Raw genomic sequence first — 26,739 nt, 5'->3', positions numbered from 1 at the left:
AGCAGATGGTTTCGTGATAACTCAGGCCGGTTGCGTCGACGTGGAAAACGGTGCGCCTAGCCTGCGCTGAAACTTGTCGATGTTCGACATCGCGTGCCCGGCAAGATCCGCGCGCACCGTGGCTTCGGTTTGCACCTTCAGTGATGGTTTTGTGTATTCCGCCAGCGCGCGCTCCCTCCGTTGAATGTCCCTATGCAGTCCACGCGCCGATTTGAGTGCGGCAGCCAGCTCATGGGGCAGCGGATAGTCGCGCTCGAGCACGCGGAAGATCATGCCAATTCTCGCTTGTGCTTCGGGACCCTCGGGACCCTCGGGACCCTCGGGGCCAGGCCGCCGCCGGTTCGCCGCCATCCATCCTGCCAGGATCGCATCGGCGAGGAGCGACATCGCGGCATGTATCGCCGAACCGCAATGGCGCGCGACTCCGGCGTAGCGTTTGACGCATGTCTGCACGCCTTCGGCGTCGGGGCTCTTCGAGGAATATCCTGCTGCCGCCCTGCGCCATGACCATCCGCCCTCCCCATCCCTGTACTCCACCAGCGAGCGCAAGCCCGCACGCACCAGGTTCCTTTCCTCGCCAAGCAGCAGTCGCAGCGGAGCGGCGGACAGGACCGCCGGTACATCCAACGCCTCGTCGATATCGCGAGCATTTTCGAGTTGGACCGGAAGATCGAATCCGTCCCTGAGAAGGTTCTTGCAAACCGCGATCTGTTGCGCCGCACGGTACACGTTGCTACGGCCTTCGCTGTGAAAACATCGAAGCGGGAGGAGTTCGCCATGCAGGATCTCCAGTTGCACATCGACAGCCGCGCGAACAGCAAGGATCGTTTGCTTGTCGTCAGGGGAGCGATTCCCGACGTAGCTGACGAGCGTCGCCCGGGCCGTACGCACCGTGTCTTGCCAGGTCGCGTCCCAGTCCAGGTCCTGCGCCTCGCGCCAGGCGTTGTCCAATGCGATCGGAAGCACCTCCGCGAGTCTCCCGGTCTGCTCATCCTCCGGCAACGTCATCCAGCTTTCAACGAGTGCGCCCTCAAGCAGCTCCGCGAGCATATCTTCCGGCATGTTGCCCTTTCCTTCCGGCTGCGCTTCGGCAATGCCCCGCTCAGAACGCATCACGCACATACCGCTCTCCGGACGCGGAGCCACAGGAGCCAGGCGCTGCAGGGACGCCAGATCGTCCACGAGGGCGGTGAGCGCGAGAGAGCGGACGGTCATCGTGGTCGCGACGTTGCCGGGTCCGCCGAAGTGGAAAAGATGAGCGACCGCCTGGAACTGCGTCGCGGCTTTCCTCAATGCCTCGACCTCCCGCAAACTGCCAGGCGACGAGACGACGCTGCGCGCGAGGTCGCCTGCTGTCACCGCGACCGCCGCAGCAAAGCTGGCCAGAAACTTCTCAAGTCGCCTGGCGGTCGACCTGGGCCCGTCTTTTCCACCCTCGATCCAGGCCAACATTCCTCGCAGCGTCCGGTATGGCCCGCCTGTCGCCACAATTGGCCCGGTACTTCCGGATGGGTCCACCCTCGATACCGCATAACGCTCACCGTTCACGCTGAGTGCGAACACGCGCCGGAAATTCCGCGACGTAATGGAATCCTCGTCGGTCACGGATACACGAGCGTTCTTTTCGAACTTCTCGAGAGCACGGTGGCAGTCAATCATTTTTGATGTTCACCTTATCGTGCAGGAGCCGCCGAGAAAAGCGCCGCCTGAATCAGATTCGATATTTTCTGCAATGCGTTGCCTGCCGCCACTCCCGTCGACTGCCCCGGTTCACCCTCTTTCTGCGGAACCGGCTCCTGCCGTGGAACTGACGAGCCGTCGTAACGAGCCAGAACCCTGACCACATAATCCTGCGTCTCGGGATACGGCGGAATGCTCCTGTTGTACTGCTCGACCGCACCCTCGCCGGCATTGTAGGCAGCCAGCGCAAGGGGCACATTGCTGTCGAACCGGTCAAGCAACCATCTGAGGTAGCGGGTTCCGGTACGGAGGTTGGTTTGCGGATCAGACAGGTCGGACGCGCCAAAGCGTTTTCCCGTGTCCGGCATCACCTGCATCAGGCCCATTGCGCCTTTTACCGACCTCGCCTCGGGATCAAAGCCTGACTCGACGGCAACGACCGCCCTGACGAGCGACGCGGCGACGCCATACTCGCTGGCGGCCTCGTCGATCAGCGCATCGTACTGTGGCGAGACGGTCCTCCCGCGTGCGTCCGGCTTCGGCCCCGCGGCCGGAAGTACGGCTGGAGGTGTATCGGAAGGCACGGCCGGACGCGCCATGCCGCGTGCCGATGAGGGACCATGAGCGAACACGCTGCTGATTCCCGTCACATCGCTACCGCTACCACTTCCCACCGATGCTCTCCAGCTATCTTCATCGCCCGCCGCTGCCCAGGCCGGCTCGATCGGCAAGAGAACCGCCAGTACCACGAAGCTTACCGCGACATGCTTCAAGGCTCCCTTGACCACCGGGTCGACTGATCCCGGGATAACGGCCCACAGGCCACGCCCGCCGCCTGCCGTTGCGCCCGGCATGGCGCTCGCGCGTTCGAATATCATTTGTCTTCCTCCAGGCCAATCCTGTATGCCGACACTAGATCAACCACTGCCTCCTGCTATCGATTTTCGATTCACTCTTCATCTTCTCGCAGATCCGTCACGAAACGCAGAATCTCGGCAACCGGCTCGATCAATGTCGACGGGATATAACTGCCTACATCCACGCTGGCATGAAGAGAACGTGCGACGTAGACGTGTTCGACCACGGGAATGCCGGCAGCCTCGGCAAGCTCCACGATGCGTCGCGCGCGCGCGTCGACACCCATCTCGATGACCTTCGGCAAAGGGGTTTCGCCGGCCCGGTAATACAGGCATACGGCGATGTGCGTCGGATTTCGCACGATAACGGAAGACTTTTTGACATTCACGGCCATATTGCTGTTCTGAGCCTCCCGATTCACCTCCTTGCGCTTTCCTTTGATCTCGGGATCACCTTCCGCGTCCTTATATTCGCGCTCCACTTCCTCCCGGCTCATCATCAGCTCCTTGGTGAGCCGGCGGCGCTGAAAGACGTAATCAGCGCCTCCCAGGACGATGTAGACCACGATGAGCGACCACCACGTCCACCCTATCAACTGGGCGGTAACCGAAATGCCGCATTCAATGCCGCAAAGCGGGAGGAACTGGAGCGAACTGATGTGTTCACGCAGCAGATAGTAGAAGACGATGGAAAGCGCCCCCACCTTGATCAACGATTTGCAGAATTCAACGAGGCTCTTGATCGAGAAGATCTGCTTCGCATTGGAGATCGGACTAAGTTTCTCGCCCTTCGGCATGACCGATTCCGGAGCAAACACCAGACCGATCTGAAGCAGAATCGATGCGAGCGTCGCCACTATCAGCAGCACGCCAAGAGGGAGGATGAATCGCAACATCACTGCGCCAAACACATTCACCAGCCGGCTCAACGCCTCGCGAAGCGGAAAATTGATGACGGCGGTCGTGGCGGAAATCAACCCCTCCATCGCCTGCCAGAGCGCGGTTCCCTGGAACAGGAAATAGACCAGCAGCACAGCGAGTTGCACGCACGTGGTCACGTCTGCGCTTTTCGCAACCTGCCCCTTCTTGCGCCCATCCTCCCGGCGCTTCGCGGTCGGCTGTTCGGTCTTCTCACTCACCGGAACGTCGCCAGCAGAGTGCGCGCGACGCTCTCGAAAGTACTGAACCGCCGCTCGAAGTCGAGCAGCGCGAAACTCGCACCGACGGCAATCACAAATAGCACCAGCGCGCTCTTTACCGGCATCGCGATGAAGAACACATTGAGCTGCTGCGCCGACCGGCTGATGAGCCCAAGCGCGATGTCCGCAAGAACCATCAGCGCCATGGATGGCATGGCAAAAGTGATGCAGAGTTCGAACATCAAATACCATTCGTCGCTAATGAAACGGAGGAAGCCCGGATCAAACGTAAGCGACGGCTGCGGCGGCAACGTCAAGTAGGACTCGTAGAGCGCCTTGAGCAGGATGTTGAAGCCGCCGGAAATGAGGAAGAGCACGGTCAGCATATGTGAGAACAGCATGCCGAAGACCGAAGACTGTTCGCCAAGAGCCGGATTGAGCGCGGACGCGATCGACGAGCCGCGCATCGTATCGATGACGTAACCCGCCATGTCCATGGCCCAGAACGGAAGCGCCGCGCAAAAGCCGATCATTAACCCGACGGTAAACTCGCGGCCATACAGCAGCGCAATCGTGAGCCCGTTGCCGTCGCCCTGAAGCGCGGGCATACCCAGATACGCTGGTATGACCGGAAGCGCAATCAGCACCATGAGAGCGTTTCGAACGAGGCTCCCTCCCAGCGTTCGACTCGTGAACACCGGGAGCAGAAGCAGCACGCCGAATGGCCTCATCATGCAAAGCGCCAGCGCGGCGAGGAAGTCGGTCCATGGCGCCACTCACTTGCCCATCATGCTGATCTGATTAAAGCTCAGGGTTGCATAGTTGAGCAGAGTCGTACCCATCCAGTGATACGTCAATACCAGTGCGATACATACGGCGATCAGCTTCACGAGAAACTGGATCGTCTGGTCCTGCACCTGTGTCAGCGCCTGGATGAGACTCACACCGACCCCCACAATCGATGCCACCGCCACGACGGGAAGCGACAAAACGAGGACGAGCCAAAGGAGATTCGAAGTCAGCTGGATGAGAACCTGGGTGCTCACGAGTAAGACGCCACAAGTTGGCTGAGCAATTTCTCCCATCCCCCCATCAACACGAAGACGAGAAGTTTCAGCGGAAGAGAGATGGTCATTGGCGACATCATCATCATGCCCATCGCAAGCAACACGTTGGAGACGATAAGGTCGATGGCAATGAATGGCAGGTACAGCAGCAGCGCGATCTTGAATGACTCGATCAGTTCGCTAACTGTGAACGCCGGCATCATGACCACGAGCGAATCGCTCGCGATCCGGTCCTGGTACTGCGCCGGCCACATCTTCTTGCCGATTTCCGAAAAGAAGCGAACCTGATCCGGCTTCGCGTGCTTGATCAGAAAGGCACGATAAGGTCCGAGTATGTTGTCGTTGACTTCCTGATAAAGATTGGGCGAATCGCTCTTGATGGGATGTTCTTTCAGGTTGTCGCCTATTGCTATGCCGACAGGCGCCATGATGAACAAGGTCAGAATCAGGGAGAGCCCGTAGATCGCTATGTTCGGCGGGATCTGCTGGATGCCGAGAGCATTGCGCAACATTGAGAACACCACTGCGAGCTTTAAAAACGATGTCCCCATCACCGCGAAAAGCGGCAACAGCGATAACGCAAATAGCAGCGCTACCAGTTGAAGGGGATGATCGGCGAAGGACATGGCTGGGTCTCGCTATGGGTGACGCATTGTGAGTTGACCCGAGCTACGACTCCATACGGCGAAAACCTGAAAGTCACGATCTTCGCCGCCAGTTCACCTTAACCCGTTTCCCGGACCAGCTCCGCCGACTCCCCGCCATCAGGATCGGAACAACTGGCAGGCTCGACCTGGATCGTCACGTGCGCGATATCAAAGCGTTCGAGTAAGCGCTTCTGCACCGCGGCGATCACGTCCGGGGCGGCCGCGTTGCCTGTCGGGCGGACATGCAATGTGAGCAGGATGCGCTCGGACGTCACCGACCAGGCATGGATATGGTGAGCCTCTTCGACCACGTCCACGTTCTCTTCGAGGTCGGTCTTGATTGCCTCGATGCTCAGGCCTTCCGGTGTGCCCTCAAGCAGAATATGTGCTGACGATCTGACGATGCTCCATGCGCTCTTGAGAATCAGCAAGGCGACCACAATGGAAAGAATAGGGTCGATCGGCGTCCAGCCCGTCAACATGATCACGCCGGCGCCCACGATGGCGACGACAAATCCCAGGATGTCGCCCAGCACGTGCAGCCACGCGCTCTTCATATTCAGATTTTCGCGATTGCCGCCATTGAGAACGAGAAAGGCCACGACGCCCGCCGCCAACCCCGAGACGGCGACAGCCAGCATTGTGCCGCCCATCACTGGCACCGGCGCGGAAAATCTCTTGATCGCCTCGACCACGATCCATGCCGCGATCAGGAACAAGGTGCATCCGTTGACGAACGCGGCAAGAATCTCAAAGCGCTTATAACCATAGGAAAGCGTGGCTGTTGCCTGTCGGCGGCCGAGTCTCAAGGCAGCCCAACTGAGCCCAAGAGCCGCAGCATCTGAAACCATGTGCCCGGCGTCCGCGAGTAACGCCAGCGAGCCGGAAGCGATACCGCCGATCCCTTCGACGAACATGAAGACAAAGATAATGATGAAAGCCCAGCCTATCCTGCGTTCATCGGATACACCATGCGTGTGACTATGCCCGCGACGGGAATCTCCGCCTGCTCGTGAACCATGCTCGTGCGCCATTGAATACCTCGTGACAGGTCTGACCGGAGCGGCGAAAGTAGCAGCACAACCGATTTCGCTCTACCAGATATCTGCCTCGATATTTCGAATTTCGCCGAGAACAAGCACGTTGCGCTCGGATCGGACAGTGGCGGATATCTGCCCGCACGTTCTCCAGCCTATAAAAAACATACTCGGCGGGAACAAGCCCATATCACACTTTTTATGCCGCTTCATTATCGATATATGACACCTACGCACCGTCACCACCAGGTTTTTTATTTGTATTAGCATACGAGCCTGCATGCAGGCATCCTTTATCTGCTAAGGGAGACCGCCGGATGAAGCGTTGCTCCGGTTGCGTGCAGACCCGTCAGCACCCCGCTCATTGTCCGGCCGCCATGTCCGTCAGTCACGGCGAGAGGTAGCCGGCTTGTCCCAGAGAGAACTATGCGACAAAGCTGGAGCGTTTCCCGGTTAGATTTCCGGCAGAGCCCTCGTGCTATCAACATGGCGCGGGACTTTTTCTCGGATTTGTGCGACATGCTTCCACGCGCAGCCCCTGACCGTTTCAACGCGACGGGCGCCACGTTGCAAATCGGATCGGGCCTTCTGATTGAAGGTCAGTCGTCCCCTCTTGTTTATGAACGTGCTCCCGTCCACGTGGCACGCACGTCGATTGACCACTATCAGGTGTATTTGCCGCTTCACGGCGGGTATCAGATCGAAACACGACGTCGAACGGTGACACTCAAACCTGGCGATATCGGAATTATCGACATGATTCAGCCGTCCAGGACCCACGCCGGCATACCGGACAGCAACGGAACACATTTCCTTAGCCTCGTCGTGCCGAGGGCAACGCTCGCGCCGTTACTCGCTTCGCCCGATTCCATTCACGGCATGATGATCCGGGGAGATACGCGGCATGGTGCGATGCTGCGGGAAACGCTGCTCGCGGCCAGACACGAATCGCACACATCCGGACCGTTCGATGGCGCCACGGCAATGCAGTCCGCAGCGGCCCTGGTTGCGGCCGGAGCGGGATGGAGCGCAGATGCGGCACAGTCGGCCGCACAATCGTTGCGACAGGCCACGCTGGGCACCATCATGCGCTACATCGAGCAGCATCTTGACGAACCCGACCTGGACGCTGACAAGATCTGCCGTCACTTCCCGGTCTCGCGAGCCACCTTGTACCGGTTTTTTGAGCCGCACGGCGGCTTGATCCGCCATATCCAGCACCGGCGCCTCCATCGCGCCTTTTCAATGCTGATCTCGCCGGAATACCGGCATTTGAAACTGATCGACATTGCGGTGGACTGCAACTTTGCCAGCGATGCCACCTTCGTGCGAGCGTTCCGCAGCAACTACGGCGTCACGCCTGGTGAAGTGCGGGCTGCCTCGGTACCCATGCAGCGGCAGGAACCCGACCACGACATCCTGCAGCAAATCCAGTCGCTTTAGGAACTCCCCTCCCCACCGGATTCTAACGCGAGACGTGTGCGAGCTCCCCGCACACGTCATCTTAGCGCCGCATCTTCCCGCCGATACCACACCCGTCCGGACGTCCATGCTCGCCCGCGTGCCGCATCGACCCGCACTGCCCCTTGTCATTCCCCATCGCGGATTCCCGTTGCTGCAAGACGACGGGACTTCCGACGCGAGGAATAACCAAAAATAAGTAGATGCGTCAGCTTTCTTAAAGCCGGTGAATAGCGCCAGCCCTATGATCGTTTTGCATTCAACGAATTAGCGTACGCGAAAGTCGCCCCAGACGGTAAGGAGCTCAAAATGACGTATGCCGCTGAAATCTCCGAATTGAAATCCCACGTTGTCGTCACGTCAAGCGATAACGCGTCCAAGGTCGGTACGTTCCAAGAGTGCGGAATCCCACATTTGGTCCAGCACTCCAACGGGGGCATTTTCGATCTCCGTACCCTGTTCAATGCCGAATTCTCAGGCGCGTGCGCAGAATTCCGGAAGACGCAGACCTCTTCATCTGCTGACGTCGACTGTCGAAAGAACGCAGACGGGCTGCATCCAGATGCTGCAAATAAGCTGCACCTGGATACCGTTGCCAAACAAACTCCGAATCCTTTCAACATCACCCTGGCGGTCAAAAGTAGCTCGCGCATGAGCGCCGTGCTGCTATCCATCTTCGCGCCATGGACGGGCGTTGCCGGCTCAAATGCCGTTGTTCAGTGTGCCACGTTGGGCGCCGAAGCCGCAGGCAGTGCGCTCCCCTTCGTTGCGGATATCGGCCTTGCGATTGGATATTCATCATCGATATGTGCTGTCGCCGAGACTGCAACGGTGATCCACGACGTCCGCAAGATAGTCTTGGATCAGGTCAAAGCCAACCGCGACAAACAGCAGAACCAAGCCGGATACGAAAATTTCAAGCACGGGAATAAGAGCGTTCCTCCCTCTAAAGCCGACTCGCCGCCTGCTTCAGATCCAACGCGTGAGGCTTCATCACTTCCTATCGAACCGCAGCCGCTCTCGCCGCCGATGACCGCGGAACAGAAACAACAGCTCATCGAGGATGCCTCTGCTCACCTGCGTTATGAGAACGCCAATGGCCGCTCTAACGCGTTGCGTTGGGAATGGTTGAAGATCGGCATCGCCTTTATACGAGACTGTGCGCTTCAACTTGCAGCGGTGGCCAACCGCGCTGCCATTACGGCAAAGATACTGGACAGCGCGGTAAGTGTCTCGGCTAACGTCGCGGGCGTGTTCGCTTCGGCATTCAGCATTGCAACCAGTTTGTTTCATGCAGCAGCGGGCATAGTCGATCTCATTCACGCCCACCTCACAAGAGAACGTGCGGTGCATGCCGGCGATGAAATGAAAGCATGCATGGATGACGACAAGCAAGTGCTCGACCTCGAAAAACTGGGCGATCGCGCCGATCTTGACGGGGAGGGAATGATTAACGAAGCCAAAGCCAAGAAACAAAAGGACGCGATCCACGAGGTGCAAAATCCTAAAGAGCTCAAAGACGTCAACGGCGTGCATAGCCTCATTTCCAACCACTTCCTGAAAAATCAGTCGCAGGCAGTGAGCGAGACAAAAACAGTTCGCTGGCGCGCCGGAGTACGCGTGCTCTACGGTGTTCTTGGGGCATCTGTCGCGATAGCGGGATTGGCACTCAGCGCCACCGGCGTAGGGGGCGTAATAGTCGTGGGTGCGATATCGGCCGCCGGCGCGGTGCTCGGCATGCTGTGGCTCGGATTTGCTGTCTACAAGACATACGCTAACTGGAAAGCCGGACGTGAAAAGCACGAGCGTGAAGAAAACGAGAAACCTGCGGCCATTGCCAGCTCGGACCAACCTCTTGCGTTTGCAGAAAGCGAATTTCTCAATAACAGCTCTCTACAGGCGAATGGACACATCGCTGCAACCCTGCTCGCGAGACATCTCGCTGGAGGAAAAGAAGCCGCTGCGCAAGATGCACTGGAACGGCAGGAGCAGATTCGACATGCATTGGCGAACGCAAACGCGAAGCCGGCTCAATCATCGACCGAAACAACGGCCGTGTTCGAGGCGACCAATCAAATTGGCCACAGCGGCGTACCCATTTCGGCAGAGGGATTGAAGCTTCGCAGGAAGACCGCGACCCGCGTCCTTTTAAAAACGGGAATGAGTCGAGAACAGGTAAGTCGACTGAAAACTCTGACGAGAGATGAGTCAAAAGCGCCCGAGGTCCTTGAAGAAATTAAAGGTTACCTGTTGGGGAACGCAGCCAGGGAGAGGTCGGCCCGCCCGCCGAAAGAGCGCAAGGGTCTTCGCCAACGGCTCACTGACGCAACCCGTCAGGTGCCAATCCTGCGTGCCCGTCCGGCGTAACCCACGATCCGCCGGGCAACCAGCGAGAGCAGCTCGCGAGGCGACTGCCGGTCGCGAGCCGGTGGCCGGATAGACATGGGCAGCGTGGCCCGGCCGCGGCAACAAAACCCGAAAATTGAGACAGCGGGCAAATTCTGGCCCCGGAAGCCACGCTAGAGTCCTTCCATGTCCTTTCGGCCTGACGTCACGCGACTGGCGCCGCAGCCGTCAGCCGCATCGGGTCGCTTGAAGTCGGAGACCTCATGCCGAGGCGACATCTTTTTGAGCACGCAGCCCTGATCCGGCAACGGAAGCTGCGTCGTGACCATAGAGACAAATGTCTCCGTGAAATGCAAGGGTTGGAGAAGAGTGCCGATGGACTCGCAAGCTGTCGACGCGTTTGGAAGCGATGTCTCGCCGACATACTGGCATAAGCGCGAAATGCTGCTATTACAGCAGGTCATGTGCCTTATTGGACGGAGTCCGTCGCACGAGGCGGTGCTGCATGAAATGCTGCGCCTGATGTCGGAACTGCTTGGCCTCGCCCGCGGACGGATCGTCCTGCGCGACGATCACGGAAACACCTGTTGCATTCGCTACGCACACGGATTGACGCCGGCAGAGGTTGAACGCGGCCGTTACGCGCTTGGTGAGGGAATCACCGGCAAGGTCATTGCAACCGGGCAACTGCTGGTCGAGCAGGATATCGATAATCAATCCAGCTTCCTCGCACGCGCAGTCGAGCGCTCAAGGTTGCCGGAGGGTCCCGTCACGTTCATCGCGCTCCCGATCAAGAGCGGTCAACATACTATCGGCGCACTTGCCTGCCATCGTATCCGGGGACACAATCGCGCGTTGGCCGACGACCTGATGCTGCTGCGCATTCTCGCGACGTTGACCGGCCAGTTGCTGGATTTACATGCAGGACTTCGGCAGAAAACGTGGGCACTCGAGCGGGAAAATGCGATGCTCGAGCGGGCCATAGAAACCGACATCGCCCGCTATGGCATCGTCGGTACATCACCCGCCGTGCTACATGCGATGTCGCAGCTCGAGCGTGTCTCCGACACGTCCGCGAGCGTGCTGCTGCTCGGCGAATCCGGAACCGGCAAGGAGCTGTTCGCCCGCGCGCTGCACCTCGCCAGCCCACGGCGCGACAAGCCGTTTATCAAGCTCAACTGCGCGGCGATTCCCGAATCTCTTTTTGAGGCCGAGTTGTTCGGCCACGAGCGCGGCGCGTTCACTAGCGCGACAGGCAGGCGCGCCGGGTGGTTTGAGCAGGCCGACACCGGCACTCTCTTTCTCGACGAGATCGGTGAACTGCCGCGCAACATGCAGACCAAGCTGTTGCGCGCGCTGCAGGAAGGAACGATCTCGCGACTGGGCGGAAAACAGGAAATCCAGGTCGACGTTCGGCTTGTTGCCGCGACGAACCGAGACCTGAAACTCGATGTGAAAAACGGCCTGTTTCGTCAGGATCTGTACTACCGGATCAACGTCATTCCGATTCGTCTTCCCTCTCTGGCGGAACGCCGTGAAGACATTCCCGTGCTCGCTCTCCACTTTCTGAACCAGACGAATCAGGCTCACCAGCGCAATGTGAATCTCGGCGCGGATGCAATCCGTCGTCTGCAGCAACAGCCGTGGCCAGGCAATATCCGCGAACTTGAGAATGTGATCAAGCGGATCGTGCTACTGGCCGACGAACCCATTGTGGATTCGGATGATATCGGCCGCTTTCTGCCCGCTGAGGAAAGCCCGACCGCCAGCGAAGCGGAGGGGCACTCCGACCCCTCCGCTCTCGCGGCCCTCGCTGCTGCTTGCGCGACCGGCGCCGTCCGTCCTTACAGTGACGCCCGCTCTCACTCTCCAGGCGAGTTGCGGCAGGCCGTCGCGCAGAGCGGCGGCAACAAATCACGGGCGGCCCAATTGCTCGGGCTTACGACTCGCCAGTTTGCTTACCGCTGGGAAAAGTACGAACTCGACTCGACCGATGAAGCGCCCGCCGCAGCGCTCCCTCCTTCGTCATGAGCTTGCAACAGCAACACAATGTAGACAATGTCGACAAACCGGACTATCTGAAATGACAAAACGCTGCCAGTCGCCGCCGTTCGCGACCATCGCAAGTTTGTCCGTGCGTTGCACCTCATGGCCGGGCGAACATTGAACAATATTCGCGCAGGGTCCTGGTATAGCTCTTGCGTTATTTCAACACTGGCAACAGAAGTGGCATGGCGCTCTTCAACACACGACGGATCTCAAGAGCTGGGCGTGTGACCCAGTCCCCCTCCGATGTGGGCCACCTGAATTGAACACCCACGCGGCACGGTGGCTCGCAGTATTTATCGTGGAACAGGATTGCGGATTTAACCCGGCATAGACCACCGGGTTGGCCAGCGTTTCCCACAACAATGGGGCATAAATGCAAGGATATCTAACTATAGGGCGGCACACGCCCATACGGATCTTCGTATCCACTCTCCCGGGGAAGTCCAACTCGCGATCGCATCAACGTCTTCCCAAGCGTCCGCTCAGGATCGGGACGCACACGGCCATGCCGCACGTGCTGATCCACCCTGCTTCCTGACGATTTTTCAAGATCCAGGGCTCTGCAGTTTCTGAGCACATTGTTGCCTTCCGGAATCGCCCGCAAACACGCGCGATAGCCGAAGCATGCCATTCGCTTTCCAGACGGCGGCAGCATCAAGAATTCGCTTATCGCGACTTTCGCACGCACGTGCGTCAGTCAACACCGAGTTGGTACTGTATTGCACAGGAGAGTTAATCATGTCCGCCCCCCAGTCCGCGTATAGCTTTGAGATCGCCACAGGGACTGAAACGAAGAAAGCTGCTCTAAGCACCGACTGGGCGTTGCAGGCACTACATCCGGTGGACCGCGCGTCCAACGACGCTGCCCGGAAACGCGTCAGCCGACTTTTGATTGTCGATAACCATGCCGTTTTCCGCGAGGGGCTGCGCCTTCTTCTCAAGGAAGACCCAAGCATCGATATCGTTGGGGAGGCGGATTGCGGCCACTCAGCACTCGCGATGTGCCGCAGCACACAGCCTGACATCGTGCTGACCGATCTCGACCTGCCCTCTCTCGACGGGATCGAGGCGGTCAGGATGATACGGCGCCGTTGGCCCGAGATACATATTCTCGTCCTGACGGGCACGCTGTCCGAAAGCCGGGCCGCCGAAGCATTCAATGCCGGAGCACACGGCTATGTCCTGAAGCGCAGCCGGCTGATAAGCGTGCTCGACGCACTCCATGCCGTGCGCGCCGGCCTTCCTTATATCGACTCGACGTTAAATACTTCCCAGATCAACGCATTGCGTCACGACTCACCGAAAGATGAGTCATCCAGACTACCTGCGGCGCTGACGTCCCGCGAACGGCAGATCCTGAAACTGATTGCGGAAGGCGGCCGCAACCGCGACATCGCCGAGCGTTTGACAATCAGCCAGAAAACAGTGGAAACGCACCGGCTGAACATGATGCAAAAACTCGATGCACACAACGTTGCCGAGCTGGTGCAATGGGCGTGCCGCCTTGGGTTGACGGCTTTCTGACGCCTTGAACAGGCAAATGCCGGCGGATCGGGGGCCGTGGCCCGCGCACACCGCAAACGGATAGGCGACCCGTAAAAACTGAGTTCGCATTAGTCCCGTCTCGCCGTCGACTTTCAGCGTGCCTGAGTCATCATGAAAGATGAGTTGCTTCGGCTCGCGTGCGAATCTGACGGGGTGTCGACTGCTGCAGCGCGAAGTGGGGACCGGCTTCATATAGAGCGGTCCTCACACGTCGTTTAGCGTGGTGCATTGCTCAATGGGTGCCTGCGGCCCTGCTCATTCGCCACCGTTCGAACTTGACCGTGTAGCCGTCCGGCCGCACTTGTTGTCCACGCTGTCACGGTGCACAGATGCGACTCCCATAGGAATCGCAGAACGTTCCTGCAAGTCTGCAGCTTTGACAGACCACGCAATGTTGAAAACCAGCGGAAACGGTACAGTCCGGATGTTTTGGGAAAGGTAAGTAATATTTTCGAAAGACATTGAAACAACATTGAAAGGATACTTGATTGAGGCAATCGTGCCGCATGCCATTTCAACTCCAGCCAATACCATGACCACCCTTGTTACCAATTTTCCATCGATAGATGCATACCGGGAAGCGCTTTCAAGGGGAGAGGCGCGAGATCTTGCGAACTGCGGGACCTTCAAAGTCAATCATTGGCCAATGAAAATTGAGTGGTTGAAAACAGTCGACAATCTCCAGCCTCACGACACTCAGCTGTCGCCACATGAAGTGCTTAAAGTTAGCCGCGCTGACGGGTTCATATCAGCCGTCATGTGGATTTTCGCCGATGGACTTAACTGTGCCGCTGATGTACTCAATTTTCGCAGCGCCGGCTTTCGCAGTGCCGAGATAACTATGGATAGCGTCCAAGCCGCGTCCAACAATTGGATGGAGCGAAGGCAGGCATTAGATCTTCCGCCGCTTACGGCGCTGAAAGAGCTGCGCACTGCGCTTGCGGATCCACCGTCATCCGCGCAACCCTCAAATGAGCGCCCCCCTATCGGGCGACGTTTCGGGGGCCGCCCTAACGTGCAAGCCGATGCCAAACGTCTTATCTACGAGTCGAAATTCGAAGCGCTAAAACGCTCCTGTGAACTGCACCAGACGGACACACATCTGCGAAAGAAAGCATCCACGGCAGTAAAGCTGCGAATGGAAGCACTGCTCGCCATTGTCAACGACCTGGCTTTGACGCCATTTGACCCTTCAGCTTCGGTACTGACAGCGGTGGATCTCGCCAAAGTTCTGAGTAGCGAGACACAGGAGGCGCATACGCGGCAAAATCGGCTCCTCGAGTATCTGGACAATGCGCGCCCGTCGCACAAACAGACCTTTGACGTGCTTCGTGGTGTGATTGAGACTCAAATTTCCATAGTTAAAAGGAGCCTTCTTCAGTTTGACAACGCTGGACGTTCTAGCGATGAATTGCAGCATGCGCGCGAGCATATCGAGAAGGCCTTTGAACGCCTCAAAGCATGCATGAATATGCAACAACAAGACACAGATGTGCGCCACGGTAAGTCGGACGACTTTAGCTCGACTGTCGCAAATCTCGCTGAGGCTTATCGCAAAGCGTCTCAGCAACCTATGGTACACAAGCAACTAAAATGGGCTGTCGATGAGACGCGATGGGTAATACCCAAGCTGCAACCCGACACTGTTTCGCATAGCAATTCGTTCGCAAACAGAATCTGGTCAGCCCAGTCTGGAATTCGCGCTTACGAAAAATTGACGATGCCGTCATATCAAAAGACGGTCATCGCAGCACACCATGCCATAGAGATTTGCATTGCTGTGATCGAACATCCAGGCGAGTTTTTCGATGTCAATGAGGTAACGAACGCGCGGACATTGCTCGGCACAATTCTAGCCTTCCTGCGTAACTCCGCTTTAATGAGCAGTTCAGACATGAAGCAGTTAGACGACCGAAAAGAGGCCGCAATTAACGGTGTCAGTGCGCGTGTAGTCGCAGCACGGGACTGAGCACAGGGCGAATAGCCCGCAATCGTGGAGAGCGATCTCCCGCGACCGCCTGACGCGTTCACCGACCTCCTGCGCTCGCTGAACGCGTCGATTATTCCGTCACTCAAACCCACGCTCCCAATCGCGCCCTGCGCTTTCCGTTCGCCACCTGATGACCGTGACCATTTCAGGCGCCGCAGACAAGACGTTGCGCGTCCTGGTGCGTTTGCCGCTATTCGCACTCACGTTGTCATACCGCTTGCACAACGTCGCCAATTCCACCTCGCTCGCCGGCAGGATGTTACTCGCGGCTAGCACATTCCCCGCTAGCCGCCGCATCTCATGTCTCAGCAGTATGTTTTTTAGCGACCTGGTTTTCCTGAACAAAGTCTCGCTTTTCCGAAAGACAGTCAATTCATATTGGGGAACACTGAAACCCTCGGCACAACATCCTTGCAGGGGCATCCACTCATGATCAAGATTAATTCGGTAGCAGAACTCAAGACGTCTCTTGAAAATGACGGGATGGCGCGACTAGCGAACGGCAAGCCGTTCAGCTTCAGGGGAGTGTCAATCACGATAGCCGCGATGCCGGATAGTCGAACCGGTAAGCCAGGGCCCGACTCCGGCATAGGTATCTACACAGAATCGTCCGCGTGGCAACGGTTTCTCCAACGCTTTTTCCCCCGTTATACCAACGAGGCAAAACTGACTGACTTTAAATCGACGGTTCATGAATGGGCGAAAGGATTGCTCGAGAACACCGGTGATCTGGCCGCGGTTCCAGATGAAACTCGAAACGAAAAAATCAGCGAGTTAAAAAATTCGGTCGCACTTTATTTCGCTACCGCCTCTCTCGGGCAGAGCACTGCGCTGCTACATACAGGGGCGCGGCAGGAAGCGTTCCGCGCGCTATCCACGCTGGCTGGCGACTATCTTACAGCCAGCGCGGACGATCAAGACAAATCGATGGCCGTTTTCCAGGACTTGTTGAGCTATTGCAAGAAAACACAGCCTACGCAGATGGAGAGTATCGAAGCGCTGCGTGTTGCGGGTCACGCCTATCTATCGGCTAGTCTCGACGCGAAAGAAGAGCTGTCCGCGATGGCCGATATCCAAGGGTGGGATGAAGCCAGGTTGGGGGAAATCGAAAGCATATTCAATCGGATAGCGCAGTCGGCTACGCGAATTCGAGCCTGCGTATCCCTGCTCAACGAGGACATCGAGGATACCGTATTCAACTCGCCGCAGACTGAGCATAGCCTGGCTGAGTTTTGGATCGGAGAACTGAAAAGTGAATTCGCTAAAGTAAATACAATTGCTCAGCCCCTTCTGATGGATATGTGCGTCGCTGCGATAATGTCTGCAACCAAGTTCAACCCCGGTGAGGAATCCTCCTCCCTCCGCGTGACAATCGCCTCCCAGCTCTTCGAGCGATGTGCCGCGACACAGGATAATTCCAGGGCGCTAGCGGCGATCAAGCTGGAAAAACACAGGGCCGTCACCGCATATCGCACGGCCGCCATCCCATTCAATAACAGGACAGCCACTCACGCCTGGACCGGACGGCTCGACGTAGACACAACCCCTGAATCTTATAACGGCCTTTGAGCAAACGGAAGCGATCAGGTACGTCCTCATGCCGGCGTCATTCCGGATACACGCTAGCCAGCGAACGACAGACCTCACCTCGACTCCTGATTTCCAACGTTAATCCAGACCTGCTTTCGAGGGACAACATGGCAATTAAACTTCAACTGTTCTCGGCAAAGGATCACCAACGTCTCATCACCTGGATGGCGGATGCGGACACCCTCACGCTGTGGAGCGGGTCTCTGTTCACACACCCGCTCGACGAAAAGCAGCTCGCGCAACATCACCGCGACGACGGTCACAATCTGCCGCCTTTCCGGCGCATATACAAAGCCGTAGACAACGCCAGCGGTGAGGTGGTTGGCCACGTGGAAATCTCGGACATCTGGCCAAGCTTGTCTGGCAGGATCTCGGGTGTCCTTGTCGGAGAAAAAAGCCGGAGAGGACAGGGCGCGGGCGAAGAAATCGTGACAAAGGCCGTCGAACTGGCCGCTCGTCAGTTCCACGTTGACCGGGTCGACCTTGCCGTGTTGCGCCAGAATGCGCCGGCTATCCGCTGCTACCGGAAATGCGGCTTCGTCCGAGTGGGAAGCTGGCCGAACGCTGTGAATCTGCCGGACGGTCACGCGGACATCGAGTGGATGACGCTATTCGATGTACAAAGCAAAGTCTCAAATTTCCGCTCCACCGCTCCATCACTTCGCCGCGAGCCCACGCTCCACCTATGAGTCAGTTCAGTGTTGCACATGGCTAGCATGGATGTTCCGTTTCCGCGAAGATGCAGTCCGTCCTTACTGTCAATGCACGGAGAGGCGGGCTCGGCAAAACGGAACGAACGGCAGGTTCGCAAAGGACAGCTCCTTTTGGAGGTCTGCCCGTTGTGGTCCCGCCCCGGTTCGACGGTGGTCCGGTCGTCCATGGACGACCGGCCGCTTTATTCCTGCCCCCCCTCCTTCTGTACAATTCGCAGATCAAGCGGCGAACTGCGTATCCCCTCGCGCAGACGCAACGCTTGCCTGTGCATATCGAACAGCACACCGCGTGTGGCCGTCAGTTCCAGAGACATGCCGACGGTCAAATATTCAGCCAGTTGCCGGTTCAATCCCACGAAATCATCGTCTGCGGGTTGCGTCGCCTGATTGTCCATGCGCAGCTGCAAGAACCTTTGTTTCAAGTCGAGCAACTTCTGCGGTGCGAAGTCTTCGCCTTCAGTCGGTTGAGCGTCCAATAGCAGCTTCTTAAGAAAAACTCGCCGTTCCTTGTCAGTCTGTATTTCCGAGCGTAAGTTTTCAAACACCTTATTGGGCTGCGCATCGAGTCCCTCCGCTTCTGAATCACCAAAATCGCTACCAACGAGTTCGTCGCATATTCGTTTTTTTATCTTCAGAAACTGGTGCTCCGCTTGAAGAATTTCTGTTAATCGCAGACGTTGCATTTCATGTATTTCCGGAGCGTCAATGGATAACCATGCTTCCACGGCTGCGCTCGTCAGGCAATTCGCAGAGCGCCCATAGCGATCACGCGCACTCGCCCCAGCGTCCTCCCTCTTGAACCACGCCTGAATGTAAGCCGCGGCCGCTGACAGCCTTGCAAACCAGTCCTTGATTCGTTGCTTCGAGTTGATAACCCGCCCCTTGTACATGACATCGTCCGTTGCGCGCGCTTCCCACGCATAGAACTTTCCTGTGCCCCGGGCTATCTCTTCCAGAAGGGTCTGCCTCGTTACATCCTGTTGACCGGCGAACCGGTAGTACGCGGATCCAAGTGTCAACTCGTCACCGCCCGCTGCAGATCCGGATTCCGTCGCGACAGAACTGCGTTCACGCATGGCATGCTGTAGTGCATCCAGTTCACGGCTGACCAAAGGGACTTCCTGTCGTGTGTAGCTTTGATGCCGCTTGCTCCTGCCGTGTGCCACCAGAAACTGCGTGGAGGAAGCGACCATCACAACTGAACCGACAATGAGGATGCCCAGCACGATGGGAAGAACATACGGATTGCTAGCCAATATGCCCAGCCCAACGGCTGCGGTCACAAACAGCGTCGCTTTGACGGTGACACTGATTGCGTAGATAGAGCTACCGGTCAAAAAACCGAGATTCCATCGTTCGAATTTTTTGGCAAATTTTTCGCGCCGAACGAGTTTGTGAGTGACGAAGTCAAGGTGGGCCTTGCTCACGTCATTGCCACTCACCTCATCCCGGATCAAGCGGCCGCGGTCGGCTTGAATGTCTTTTCTGACTGCCCTCGCCTGACCATAAAAAAAAGCGCCCAGGCAAACTGCGGAAATGGCTGCCGCCGGCCCCAGAACCACGGTCCCGGTTATGCCGGCCACCGCCGTCACGCCCTGCAACGCCGTACTGCCAATCACCACTGCGGCGAGATTCACACCCTTCGCCATTCCGACCAAGGTCGATTGCAACGCGATGTCTTCCAGGGCTTTAAGGAAAATGACGCCGCCCGATATCAGTGAACTGGCACCGATGCCGAGGTCATACCTATTGTGCCGTATCGCTGCCTTGACCGAAGTCAGACGCTGCTTCTCCGCGCAGCGCCTGGCGGTAATCAGCGCAAGCGCCGATGCCGGCGTTCCCGCCTCTGAAATGTTTGTTTCGTAGATTATTTTAAGGTCTTCGAGAGTCTGTTGTATTGCTGTGCGCTTTTGCTTCAGGACGCGGCGCAGACTGTTGCTCTCTACAATTTCGTCGAAACCAGCTTTGATAGCCAGTGCCGCCAACGGCAGCACTAACGTCGAGACACCCATCGAAACTGCAACATCCGCAGCGCCAGAGGGAGTCACCTGCGTGCGCGACCAGGCAACCGGGCTGGCGCTCAATTCCTTGCCCTCACGTGCAAGCGTATCCCACATGTCCGCGGGACCGTCATGGATCGCGGAGTACAGGGCCTTCACCGCCGCATTGGCGCCGTGCACACCCTCATCCAGATCAATGAAACCTGCACTTCCTCCGTGGACGTCTGATTCCTCCTTAGTCAATGGCGTGCTGAACGACTTCGCTTCTGCGTTCTTCGTACCCGAGCGGAGGGAAGATATGGCTAGCATTGGCACCTGTTTATCAAATAAGAATCGTTAACTATTTGCGAGAAACAACTTCGTTGACTCGCTGCTTGCTAAGCTTTTTTTGAAAGCTGGATAGAGATTTCCAGACCCAAGGTAGATGGTCGTCGAGTTTTACACCCCGGCGGCGGATCTACGGGATCGGGGTCCTGGAAAGGTTGTCGATCGGAAAGGAATGTTGACGTTAGCGGCCGGGCTCGAGGTCATATCTACGAATGCATTTGAGCCAATCCTGACCGGGAAGCCCGCATCGAAATTGATGCGGCATTGAACGCATGCCGGGGAGTGAATCCATCCAGATGAGTCCAGCGAACTTGATACATTGCCGCTGCACGGCAGGTACGGCACTTGTCACGTACGGTCTCGCTTCGAACACGCAGCCTCGACAAGCGACGCGAGAATCATTGCGCTCGCGTTGATCGGTAAAGGTTTGCTGGCACGCGGACGATAAACGGCATCACCCGGGCTGATCGTGTTGCCGCTCAGCGCACATACCGCGGACTCCCGGGCAACGCTCACTCGCCAGACCTGGTCACCGTAGCGGCATGATGTTGGATCGCACCATGCGACCGTCGCCGTGCCCGGTGCGGGACGATCGATGACGGTGACGACGACGCCGTTGCGAGCGCCCGTCACCGGTTCGCTGGCCATCGGCTGACGGGATTTGTCAGCCGTATATGTCGCATCCTGTGAGTTCTCCGACGCTACTCCTGAGAGCTCGGTCAGCGGGTCCAGGGCCTGCGACCAGGGATCGTTAGCGATGGGCTTCGCCAGCATGTTTTCGGCTCCGTTCGTTGGAAAGCGTCATTAAGAAAACGATCAACCGCAGGGCAACTCGCATAATTTTCCCGGGTGCAGCCCTCTCTCGATGCGGTCGAATCAGGGGCACACATCGGACACCACACCTATAGGAACAGGAACACGCCTTGATCCATGAAGAGTACTTCAGAGATCCGGCCTCGACCTTAGAAAATCGCCACCAGTTTTCGATTCGTGCAAAGCCTGCTTTGTGAGCATCTACGTCGCGTGCGCAGCTTATATGCGACTGAACCGGTTTTCAGAACAGGAGGCCCATTTTTGAAAGACGGTGGTCCGCTTCCTGAAGACACTGCATTCACACGATGGCCTGTGCCCCATCCTGCAATCCAGTCCATGCGACGAACGAAGGCGCCGTGATTTACGTCCGGTCTGCGGACGGCGCGCCGGTTCAAGGTTGTCCGTGAGCGGGATGTGCCAGCGGCGCCGGGCCGATGGAACTCATGGAAAAACGGAGGTAGATGAGATATGTACGCATCGCAACCAGCGGGTTCGAGCCGGAGCGCCTTCGTACAAGCGTCTGACCCGTGTACGAACGTTTCGCGCAAGCGTCCGCTAGCGGATGAAGAAGACTCACTGACTATCGCATTGCGCGAGATTCACGGCCTTGTCAAAGGCGATGTGTCGGATGCGGATGTCGCCCACTGTTTCAAGGCATCTTTTGGTCTGGAAAACGAATGCACCAACGAACGTCTCAAGACTGCCGGTCTGGTTCTGAGTGAATACGACCACCCCATTTCCTCCATTAACAGCTACGTCACGGACAATTCGACGGCACTGGCGGTGGAGATCTATGCCTTGAAAGTCGGAAAAGTCAACGCATTCAGGGCAGACGGCCGCCTCGATCAGGATGGCTTTATCCAGTTCACGGCCGATCATCTGGGTATGAAAGTTGATGACGCACGCAACATTGTCTGGGCACGGAGCTGGACACGATCCGGGACACCGATCTGGACGCGATTGTGCTGGAAGAAGGCTTACGTCCCACTCACGAAGCATCGGGATCAGATGCGGATGAAGAAGACTCACTGACCATCGCATTGCGCGAGATCCACGGCCTTGTCAAAGGCGATGTGTCGGATGCGGATGTCGCCCACTGTTTCAAGGCATCTTTCGGTCTGGAAAACGAATGCACCAACGAACGTCTCAAGACTGCCGGTCTGGTTCTGAGTGAATACGACCACCCCATTTCCTCCATTAACAGCTACGTCACGGACAATTCGACAGCACTGGCGGTGGAGATCTATGCCTTGAAAGTCGGAAAAGTCAACGCATTCAGGGCAGACGGCCGCCTCGATCAGGATGGCTTTATCCAGTTCACGGCCGACCATCTGGGCATGAAAGTTGATGACGCACGCGACATTGTCTGGGGTACGGAGCTGGACACGATCCGGGACACCGATCTGGACACGATTGTGGTGGAAGAAGGAGGTGCGCAGAATCCCGCGCCCAAACGACCGCGTTTGGGCTAATCGGCTTGCCGCCCAGCGCGCATATGTTGCGATGCCTGCGCGGCGCTCATTCCGCCAGACCTTGCTCTCGTAACGACGTCGCGCTCGCATTGGCTAAATACCGCTGTCGAAAAGAAATCTGGAGAGTCGATGTTTGGAACAGAAAACCTTCTGCGAAGCAATACTTCCCCGCGCCCGGATACGACGCAGGCGAACCATGACCGGTCCGCTTTCGAACCTTTCGCGCAACAGGGCGAAACCGTTCGCAATTCTGAAGTCGCCGCACACGAAGGTAGTAAGGGTTACTGCTGGAATGTCTTCCTTCACGGACCGAAGCAAGAACGGCCCGGCATTGCGTTACCTGGTATTGCGTTGTTAGCCTGCGCGCTGTCGGCCTGCGGCGGCAGCGTCGCCCCGACGACGGAGTCCGCCGATTCTAAGGCCAGCACGAAGAAAGTCCTGTCGGCCAGCGCCTACAGCCAGCTCGGTGTTCAGAATGCAAACCGCCTCACGCTATTGCTGACCGGGCACCAAGGCGCCGCCGACGCCTATTGCGGCACCGGCACGTCGGACCAAAGCTGTTATCCCGCGCTGAATCCCGACAACGGAGCACAGTGGGTGACGCTCGGCAGTGACCGGTCGTGGATGCAGCTGGACTACGACGTGTGCGATGGCGTCAACTATGGCGGTCCAACACCAAAGTGTGTGGCTTACATCGGCCACGTTGGCGTCAAATTCACGCCGGCCAGCACCACGTTAAATGGCGTCGAAGGAGGGAGCGCGACGTTGAGCCCATACCAGGCAGGCAAGCCTCTCAGCCTGACTTTTTCCGCCAGTACGCCGGCATCCAGCTATCCCGCTTCTCCGATCCAATACAGCACGCTTCCCTATCGCGGCGTCAACCTGGCCGGCGCCGAATATGACTACGCGTTTCAATTGCCGTCGATCGCCGACGGCGCTTATTATGCCGAGCGCGGGATGAACACGATACGCCTGCCGTTCAAATGGGAATATCTGCAGTCGTCCTCCAGCAATCCCGGCGACCGGGCGAACGACCCGAGCATTCCCGTCGATTTCCGGAGTCCGAAAGGCAAGGCTTATGCAGATCTGGTCAATCGCTATCTGGGCAAGGGCATGACGGTGATTGTCGATATGCATAACTATATGCGCTACGGCGCCGACAACACGATCATCGGCAGCAATGTACCGGGCGCCCCGACAGCCACCCAGTACGCCGCCGCATGGAGCGCGATCGCCGCGCAGTTCAGGAACCAGCCTCAGGTTGTTTTCGACCTGATGAACGAACCGCACGAGATGTCGACGCGGACCATTGTGGACAACTACAACGCGGCGATCCAGACGATTCGCGACGCGGGTGCGAAAAACCTGATACTGCTTGAAGGAAACGGCTGGTCGGGGGCGTATAGCTGGACGAACCCTTCCACGGACACCGATGTTCCGCCGATGGCCAACGCGCAGGCCTTTACGCCCGATGCGATTCATGATCCCGGGAACAATTTCGCCATCAATGTTCATCAGTATTTCGACGCGGACAACTCCGGTACGCAGCCGGATTGCGTCGCGAACTATCGCCCCGATATTTCCGGCCTGAACGGCTACCTGAACCAGTTTCGGCTGAAGGCTATCGTCACCGAGTTGGGAGGCCCCAATACGGGGACTTGCGCCGCCGACATCAACGCGTTCTTGAGCGCGTTGCCGCAGGAGCAATACCTCGGCTGGACAGGTTGGGCGGGTGGAGCCAACAGCAAGGGGCTGAGCACCTATTTCGGTCCGCTGGGACAAGGGGAAACGGTCACCATATCGCTCGGCTTTCAACCGAACCTGAACCTGCCGGCGAGTAGATAGCTGATCGGCTCACATGGCATTGTCAGATTGAATGATCCGTGGCGTTAGAGAACGCGACGAAGAAATCGAGATCGCTGTATCACGGCGTTGTTGAAAAAAGAAAAACTGGCAACGGGCCCCGGTTTGCGCGACGTTCCAGACTTTCACGGACACCGGCATACCGAGATGTGTCATTCTGCTCAGTGCAGACACACTGAACCATGCCCCGGTCTTTTGCTGTGGCAGCGCTCGGGCCTTCATCGTATTGCCAAAAATGCGCTTGTAGCGTTGTACGGTCAGCTCTGCATAGTTGTGCAGGTTGTAGCCTGTGATCTTCTGCCAGGCGCGGCGCCCCTGTTGCACAATGACCTGGATATGGTGGTCTCGCTGCGTATCGCAAGCGGCGGAACAAACGGCCGTCTTGTGGGGTGGAACGACCACCTGAGCGTTGGATTGATGGTTCAGAACAGCTTGGAAACCGGTTCGCCACTGTATGCGCCGTCGCCCATGAATGTCTCGAAGGGCACGGCCATTTGGGTGAGCAGACCGGCACCGCGGTCGGATCACCGACGTCTGGCGTGATGCGTTCGCAAGCCACAATTTGATGATGTTCGTCGACCGCAAGATGGCGCTCGCGCCAGGTCCGGCGAGCCGCAACGCCGTGTTTCTCCTGATGCCATTCGTCTTTGCCGTAGACCTACAGTCCGGTGGCGTCAACGATCACGAGACTAACCGGTTCCATCGCCTGGCTCAGGACATGCTTAATGCGATTGCCCCTGGAGGAATGGACCCGGCCCTTTGCGTTCGCTCAATGCCCTTCTTAGTTTGGGGCTGTGTCTTTTTCGCTCGGGATGATATGTGGAGTGACCGCGATGATCTTCTTGATATATGAGGTGTACATCCGGGTTTTTTCCTGCTGGCTCGCTTCTAGCTCCTCGGAATTATCCAAGGTCGCGGCACATAGATCGAAAAACTGGGAGGCTCTCTCCACGCGCGCCGAGCAAGATTCCTTGAACCTATCGAGGTACGTGGACGTCTTGTGAAGTTTAGCAAAGACGACGATTGCTTCATCGACCTCCTTGGCTGCATTCTGCATTTCGAGGAGGCACACTCCCATCATGTCGAACTTAGCTTTCTCATTTTGGCCGGCGAATTGGCGTTGCAATTCATCGGCGCGCTCTCGAGCCGAAGGATTCTCTGTTTCCAGCTCGTTTGATCCTGTATCCTCGCCGTCCTCCTTGAGCATGGTTGCGCAGGCATCGATTCGCGCAGCTACCTGCTCCAACCGATTGAATATGCTCTCCATCTCGCCCATACAGCCTTCGAACGACCTATTTTTATCGTGCTTATTTTCTTCGAGCATCTTTGACGGCCTATCTACTGCGTTGGAAATTGCCAGAAGATGGGCCGTAGCCGCAACACTCAACGCATCGATACTTTCCATCGGTGAAGGGTCTTTATTATCGCAATAACTGATCAACATCTGCGCAGCGAAGCTCAATTTGCCTAGTTGGTCACGGGTGCTGGTGGGAACGCCGCCAGCCAGCGTGGATAACGCACGGAACACCTCCGTCCGCGTGCTTGCATGTCGTGACTCTGTGGGCTGGTCGAGAGAGTAGGTGGCGAGATAAAGCGCGAGCGAACCTTTTAACTGACTGACTTTTTGTTCGCATGTCGTTCGAGTTTTATCAGGCATTGGATTCTCATCGGAAACGTGTTGAAGCGCCTCGCATAGATTGTCGACGTTTTCGAGCACTCCTCCTTTCGACCATTCGTGAATCGTCGATCGAAATTCAGTCAGCTTTTCCTCGCTACGAGGCGTCCGCTTGAGAAAGGTTTGTAGTAGAAGCTCCAAGAACTTTGTCAGTGTCCCCATCTCTGCATGGATACCGATATTGGAGTACCGCGATGGCTCTTCAGTTCGACTGTTCCGAATCGCGCTTATGCGGACCGACAGCCCTTTGTAGTTGAACGACCCTCCCTGCGCGAGTTTAGACGCCTGTTCGTTCTGAAGAGCCGTCGTGAGTTGCGCTGCTGTTGCAAATAAAATACCGGCCATTGCCCTAGTCTCCCTATTTGGAGGTTGTGTCGATGGTTGCAATATTTCCCTGAGATGGATCGGCTGTCTTTCGGAAAGCGGGACTTTGATCAGGAAAAGCACTCCGCTAGAAAGAACTTCCTG

The 26,739-nt window shown here is 57.3% G+C and carries 21 protein-coding genes and 1 pseudogene; 11 read left to right on the top strand and 11 right to left on the bottom strand.

Features of this window, described 5'->3' with window-relative positions:
• Positions 1–21: 21 nt before the first annotated feature.
• The 7 genes from EOS_RS35765 to EOS_RS35735 all read right to left on the bottom strand — a co-directional run bounded on the left by EOS_RS35765 (position 22) and on the right by EOS_RS35735 (position 6,424).
• Positions 22–1,659, bottom strand: a complete 1,638-nt coding sequence (locus EOS_RS35765) for a hypothetical protein (protein ID WP_047896934.1) — start codon at positions 1,657–1,659, stop codon at positions 22–24.
• A 14-nt stretch (positions 1,660–1,673) separates the two neighbouring features.
• Positions 1,674–2,558 (bottom strand): lytic transglycosylase domain-containing protein, encoded by an 885-nt coding sequence (locus EOS_RS43810; protein ID WP_053064153.1) that lies wholly within the window; start codon positions 2,556–2,558, stop codon positions 1,674–1,676.
• 71 nt (positions 2,559–2,629) lie between these two features.
• A complete protein-coding gene (locus EOS_RS35755) occupies positions 2,630–3,676 on the bottom strand; it encodes an EscU/YscU/HrcU family type III secretion system export apparatus switch protein (RefSeq protein ID WP_047896933.1) in 1,047 nt (348 codons plus the stop codon).
• A complete protein-coding gene (sctT, locus tag EOS_RS35750; RefSeq protein ID WP_087882038.1) occupies positions 3,673–4,452 on the bottom strand; it encodes a type III secretion system export apparatus subunit SctT in 780 nt (259 codons plus the stop codon). Before sctT ends, EOS_RS35755 begins: the two co-directional genes overlap by 4 nt.
• The gene (gene sctS, locus EOS_RS35745; protein ID WP_047896932.1) at positions 4,453–4,722 is read right to left on the bottom strand and encodes a type III secretion system export apparatus subunit SctS; all 270 of its coding nucleotides are present in this window, start codon (positions 4,720–4,722) and stop codon (positions 4,453–4,455) included.
• Positions 4,719–5,369 (bottom strand): type III secretion system export apparatus subunit SctR, encoded by a 651-nt coding sequence (sctR, locus tag EOS_RS35740; RefSeq protein ID WP_047896931.1) that lies wholly within the window; start codon positions 5,367–5,369, stop codon positions 4,719–4,721. The genes sctS and sctR overlap by 4 nt, the downstream gene beginning before the upstream one ends.
• A gap of 98 nt (positions 5,370–5,467) precedes the next feature.
• On the bottom strand, positions 5,468–6,424 hold the full coding sequence (locus EOS_RS35735) for a cation diffusion facilitator family transporter (protein ID WP_082163640.1): 957 nt from the start codon (positions 6,422–6,424) through the stop codon (positions 5,468–5,470).
• 522 nt (positions 6,425–6,946) lie between these two features.
• On the opposite strand from EOS_RS35735, the gene EOS_RS35725 reads away from it, so the two are divergent.
• From EOS_RS35725 to EOS_RS35685, 8 genes and pseudogenes are all read left to right on the top strand, one after another.
• Positions 6,947–7,870 (top strand): helix-turn-helix domain-containing protein, encoded by a 924-nt coding sequence (locus tag EOS_RS35725; protein WP_160312564.1) that lies wholly within the window; start codon positions 6,947–6,949, stop codon positions 7,868–7,870.
• A 327-nt stretch (positions 7,871–8,197) separates the two neighbouring features.
• A complete protein-coding gene (locus EOS_RS35720) occupies positions 8,198–10,255 on the top strand; it encodes a hypothetical protein (RefSeq protein ID WP_047896929.1) in 2,058 nt (685 codons plus the stop codon).
• Between the two features lie 354 nt (positions 10,256–10,609).
• Positions 10,610–11,089, top strand: a pseudogene (locus tag EOS_RS49050) (GAF domain-containing protein); the annotation flags it as partial.
• Positions 11,090–12,265 (top strand): sigma-54 interaction domain-containing protein, encoded by a 1,176-nt coding sequence (locus tag EOS_RS35715; RefSeq protein WP_326972968.1) that lies wholly within the window; start codon positions 11,090–11,092, stop codon positions 12,263–12,265.
• A 756-nt stretch (positions 12,266–13,021) separates the two neighbouring features.
• Positions 13,022–13,807, top strand: coding sequence for a response regulator (locus tag EOS_RS35710; RefSeq protein ID WP_082163638.1), 786 nt, complete (start codon positions 13,022–13,024; stop codon positions 13,805–13,807).
• Positions 13,808–14,312: 505 nt separating this feature from the next.
• Positions 14,313–15,797, top strand: coding sequence for a hypothetical protein (locus EOS_RS35700; RefSeq protein WP_152693238.1), 1,485 nt, complete (start codon positions 14,313–14,315; stop codon positions 15,795–15,797).
• Between the two features lie 450 nt (positions 15,798–16,247).
• Positions 16,248–17,387: a hypothetical protein gene (locus EOS_RS35690; RefSeq protein WP_047896924.1), complete on the top strand. Its 1,140-nt coding sequence runs from the start codon at positions 16,248–16,250 to the stop codon at positions 17,385–17,387.
• Positions 17,388–17,515: 128 nt separating this feature from the next.
• Positions 17,516–18,097: a GNAT family N-acetyltransferase gene (locus EOS_RS35685; protein WP_047896923.1), complete on the top strand. Its 582-nt coding sequence runs from the start codon at positions 17,516–17,518 to the stop codon at positions 18,095–18,097.
• A gap of 206 nt (positions 18,098–18,303) precedes the next feature.
• Here EOS_RS35685 and EOS_RS35680 read toward each other — a convergent pair whose 3' ends face one another.
• Both EOS_RS35680 and EOS_RS35675 read right to left on the bottom strand, forming a co-directional pair.
• Positions 18,304–20,430, bottom strand: coding sequence for a hypothetical protein (locus EOS_RS35680; protein WP_047896922.1), 2,127 nt, complete (start codon positions 20,428–20,430; stop codon positions 18,304–18,306).
• 366 nt (positions 20,431–20,796) lie between these two features.
• Complete coding sequence (locus EOS_RS35675) at positions 20,797–21,222, bottom strand: DUF3331 domain-containing protein (RefSeq protein ID WP_047896921.1); 426 nt, start codon at positions 21,220–21,222, stop codon at positions 20,797–20,799.
• A 627-nt stretch (positions 21,223–21,849) separates the two neighbouring features.
• Between EOS_RS35675 and EOS_RS35670 the strand changes: the two genes are divergently transcribed.
• The 3 genes from EOS_RS35670 to EOS_RS43805 all read left to right on the top strand — a co-directional run bounded on the left by EOS_RS35670 (position 21,850) and on the right by EOS_RS43805 (position 24,578).
• On the top strand, positions 21,850–22,293 hold the full coding sequence (locus EOS_RS35670; RefSeq protein WP_160312563.1) for a hypothetical protein: 444 nt from the start codon (positions 21,850–21,852) through the stop codon (positions 22,291–22,293).
• A complete protein-coding gene (locus EOS_RS35665) occupies positions 22,224–22,733 on the top strand; it encodes a hypothetical protein (protein WP_152693237.1) in 510 nt (169 codons plus the stop codon). Before EOS_RS35670 ends, EOS_RS35665 begins: the two co-directional genes overlap by 70 nt.
• Positions 22,734–22,862: 129 nt before the next feature.
• Positions 22,863–24,578: a glycoside hydrolase family 5 protein gene (locus EOS_RS43805; RefSeq protein WP_053064151.1), complete on the top strand. Its 1,716-nt coding sequence runs from the start codon at positions 22,863–22,865 to the stop codon at positions 24,576–24,578.
• 9 nt (positions 24,579–24,587) lie between these two features.
• Here EOS_RS43805 and EOS_RS43800 read toward each other — a convergent pair whose 3' ends face one another.
• Together EOS_RS43800 and EOS_RS35650 are read right to left on the bottom strand one after the other, a co-directional pair.
• Positions 24,588–24,998, bottom strand: a complete 411-nt coding sequence (locus tag EOS_RS43800; protein WP_152693236.1) for a hypothetical protein — start codon at positions 24,996–24,998, stop codon at positions 24,588–24,590.
• Between the two features lie 379 nt (positions 24,999–25,377).
• Positions 25,378–26,616: a hypothetical protein gene (locus EOS_RS35650; protein WP_047896918.1), complete on the bottom strand. Its 1,239-nt coding sequence runs from the start codon at positions 26,614–26,616 to the stop codon at positions 25,378–25,380.
• Between the last annotated feature and the right edge of the window lie 123 nt (positions 26,617–26,739).

This window comes from Caballeronia mineralivorans PML1(12) (assembly GCF_001028175.1).
Lineage (GTDB): Bacteria > Pseudomonadota > Gammaproteobacteria > Burkholderiales > Burkholderiaceae > Caballeronia > Caballeronia mineralivorans.
Note: the sequence above shows the minus strand (reverse complement) of the source record. Positions and strands in the feature narration are given on the sequence as shown.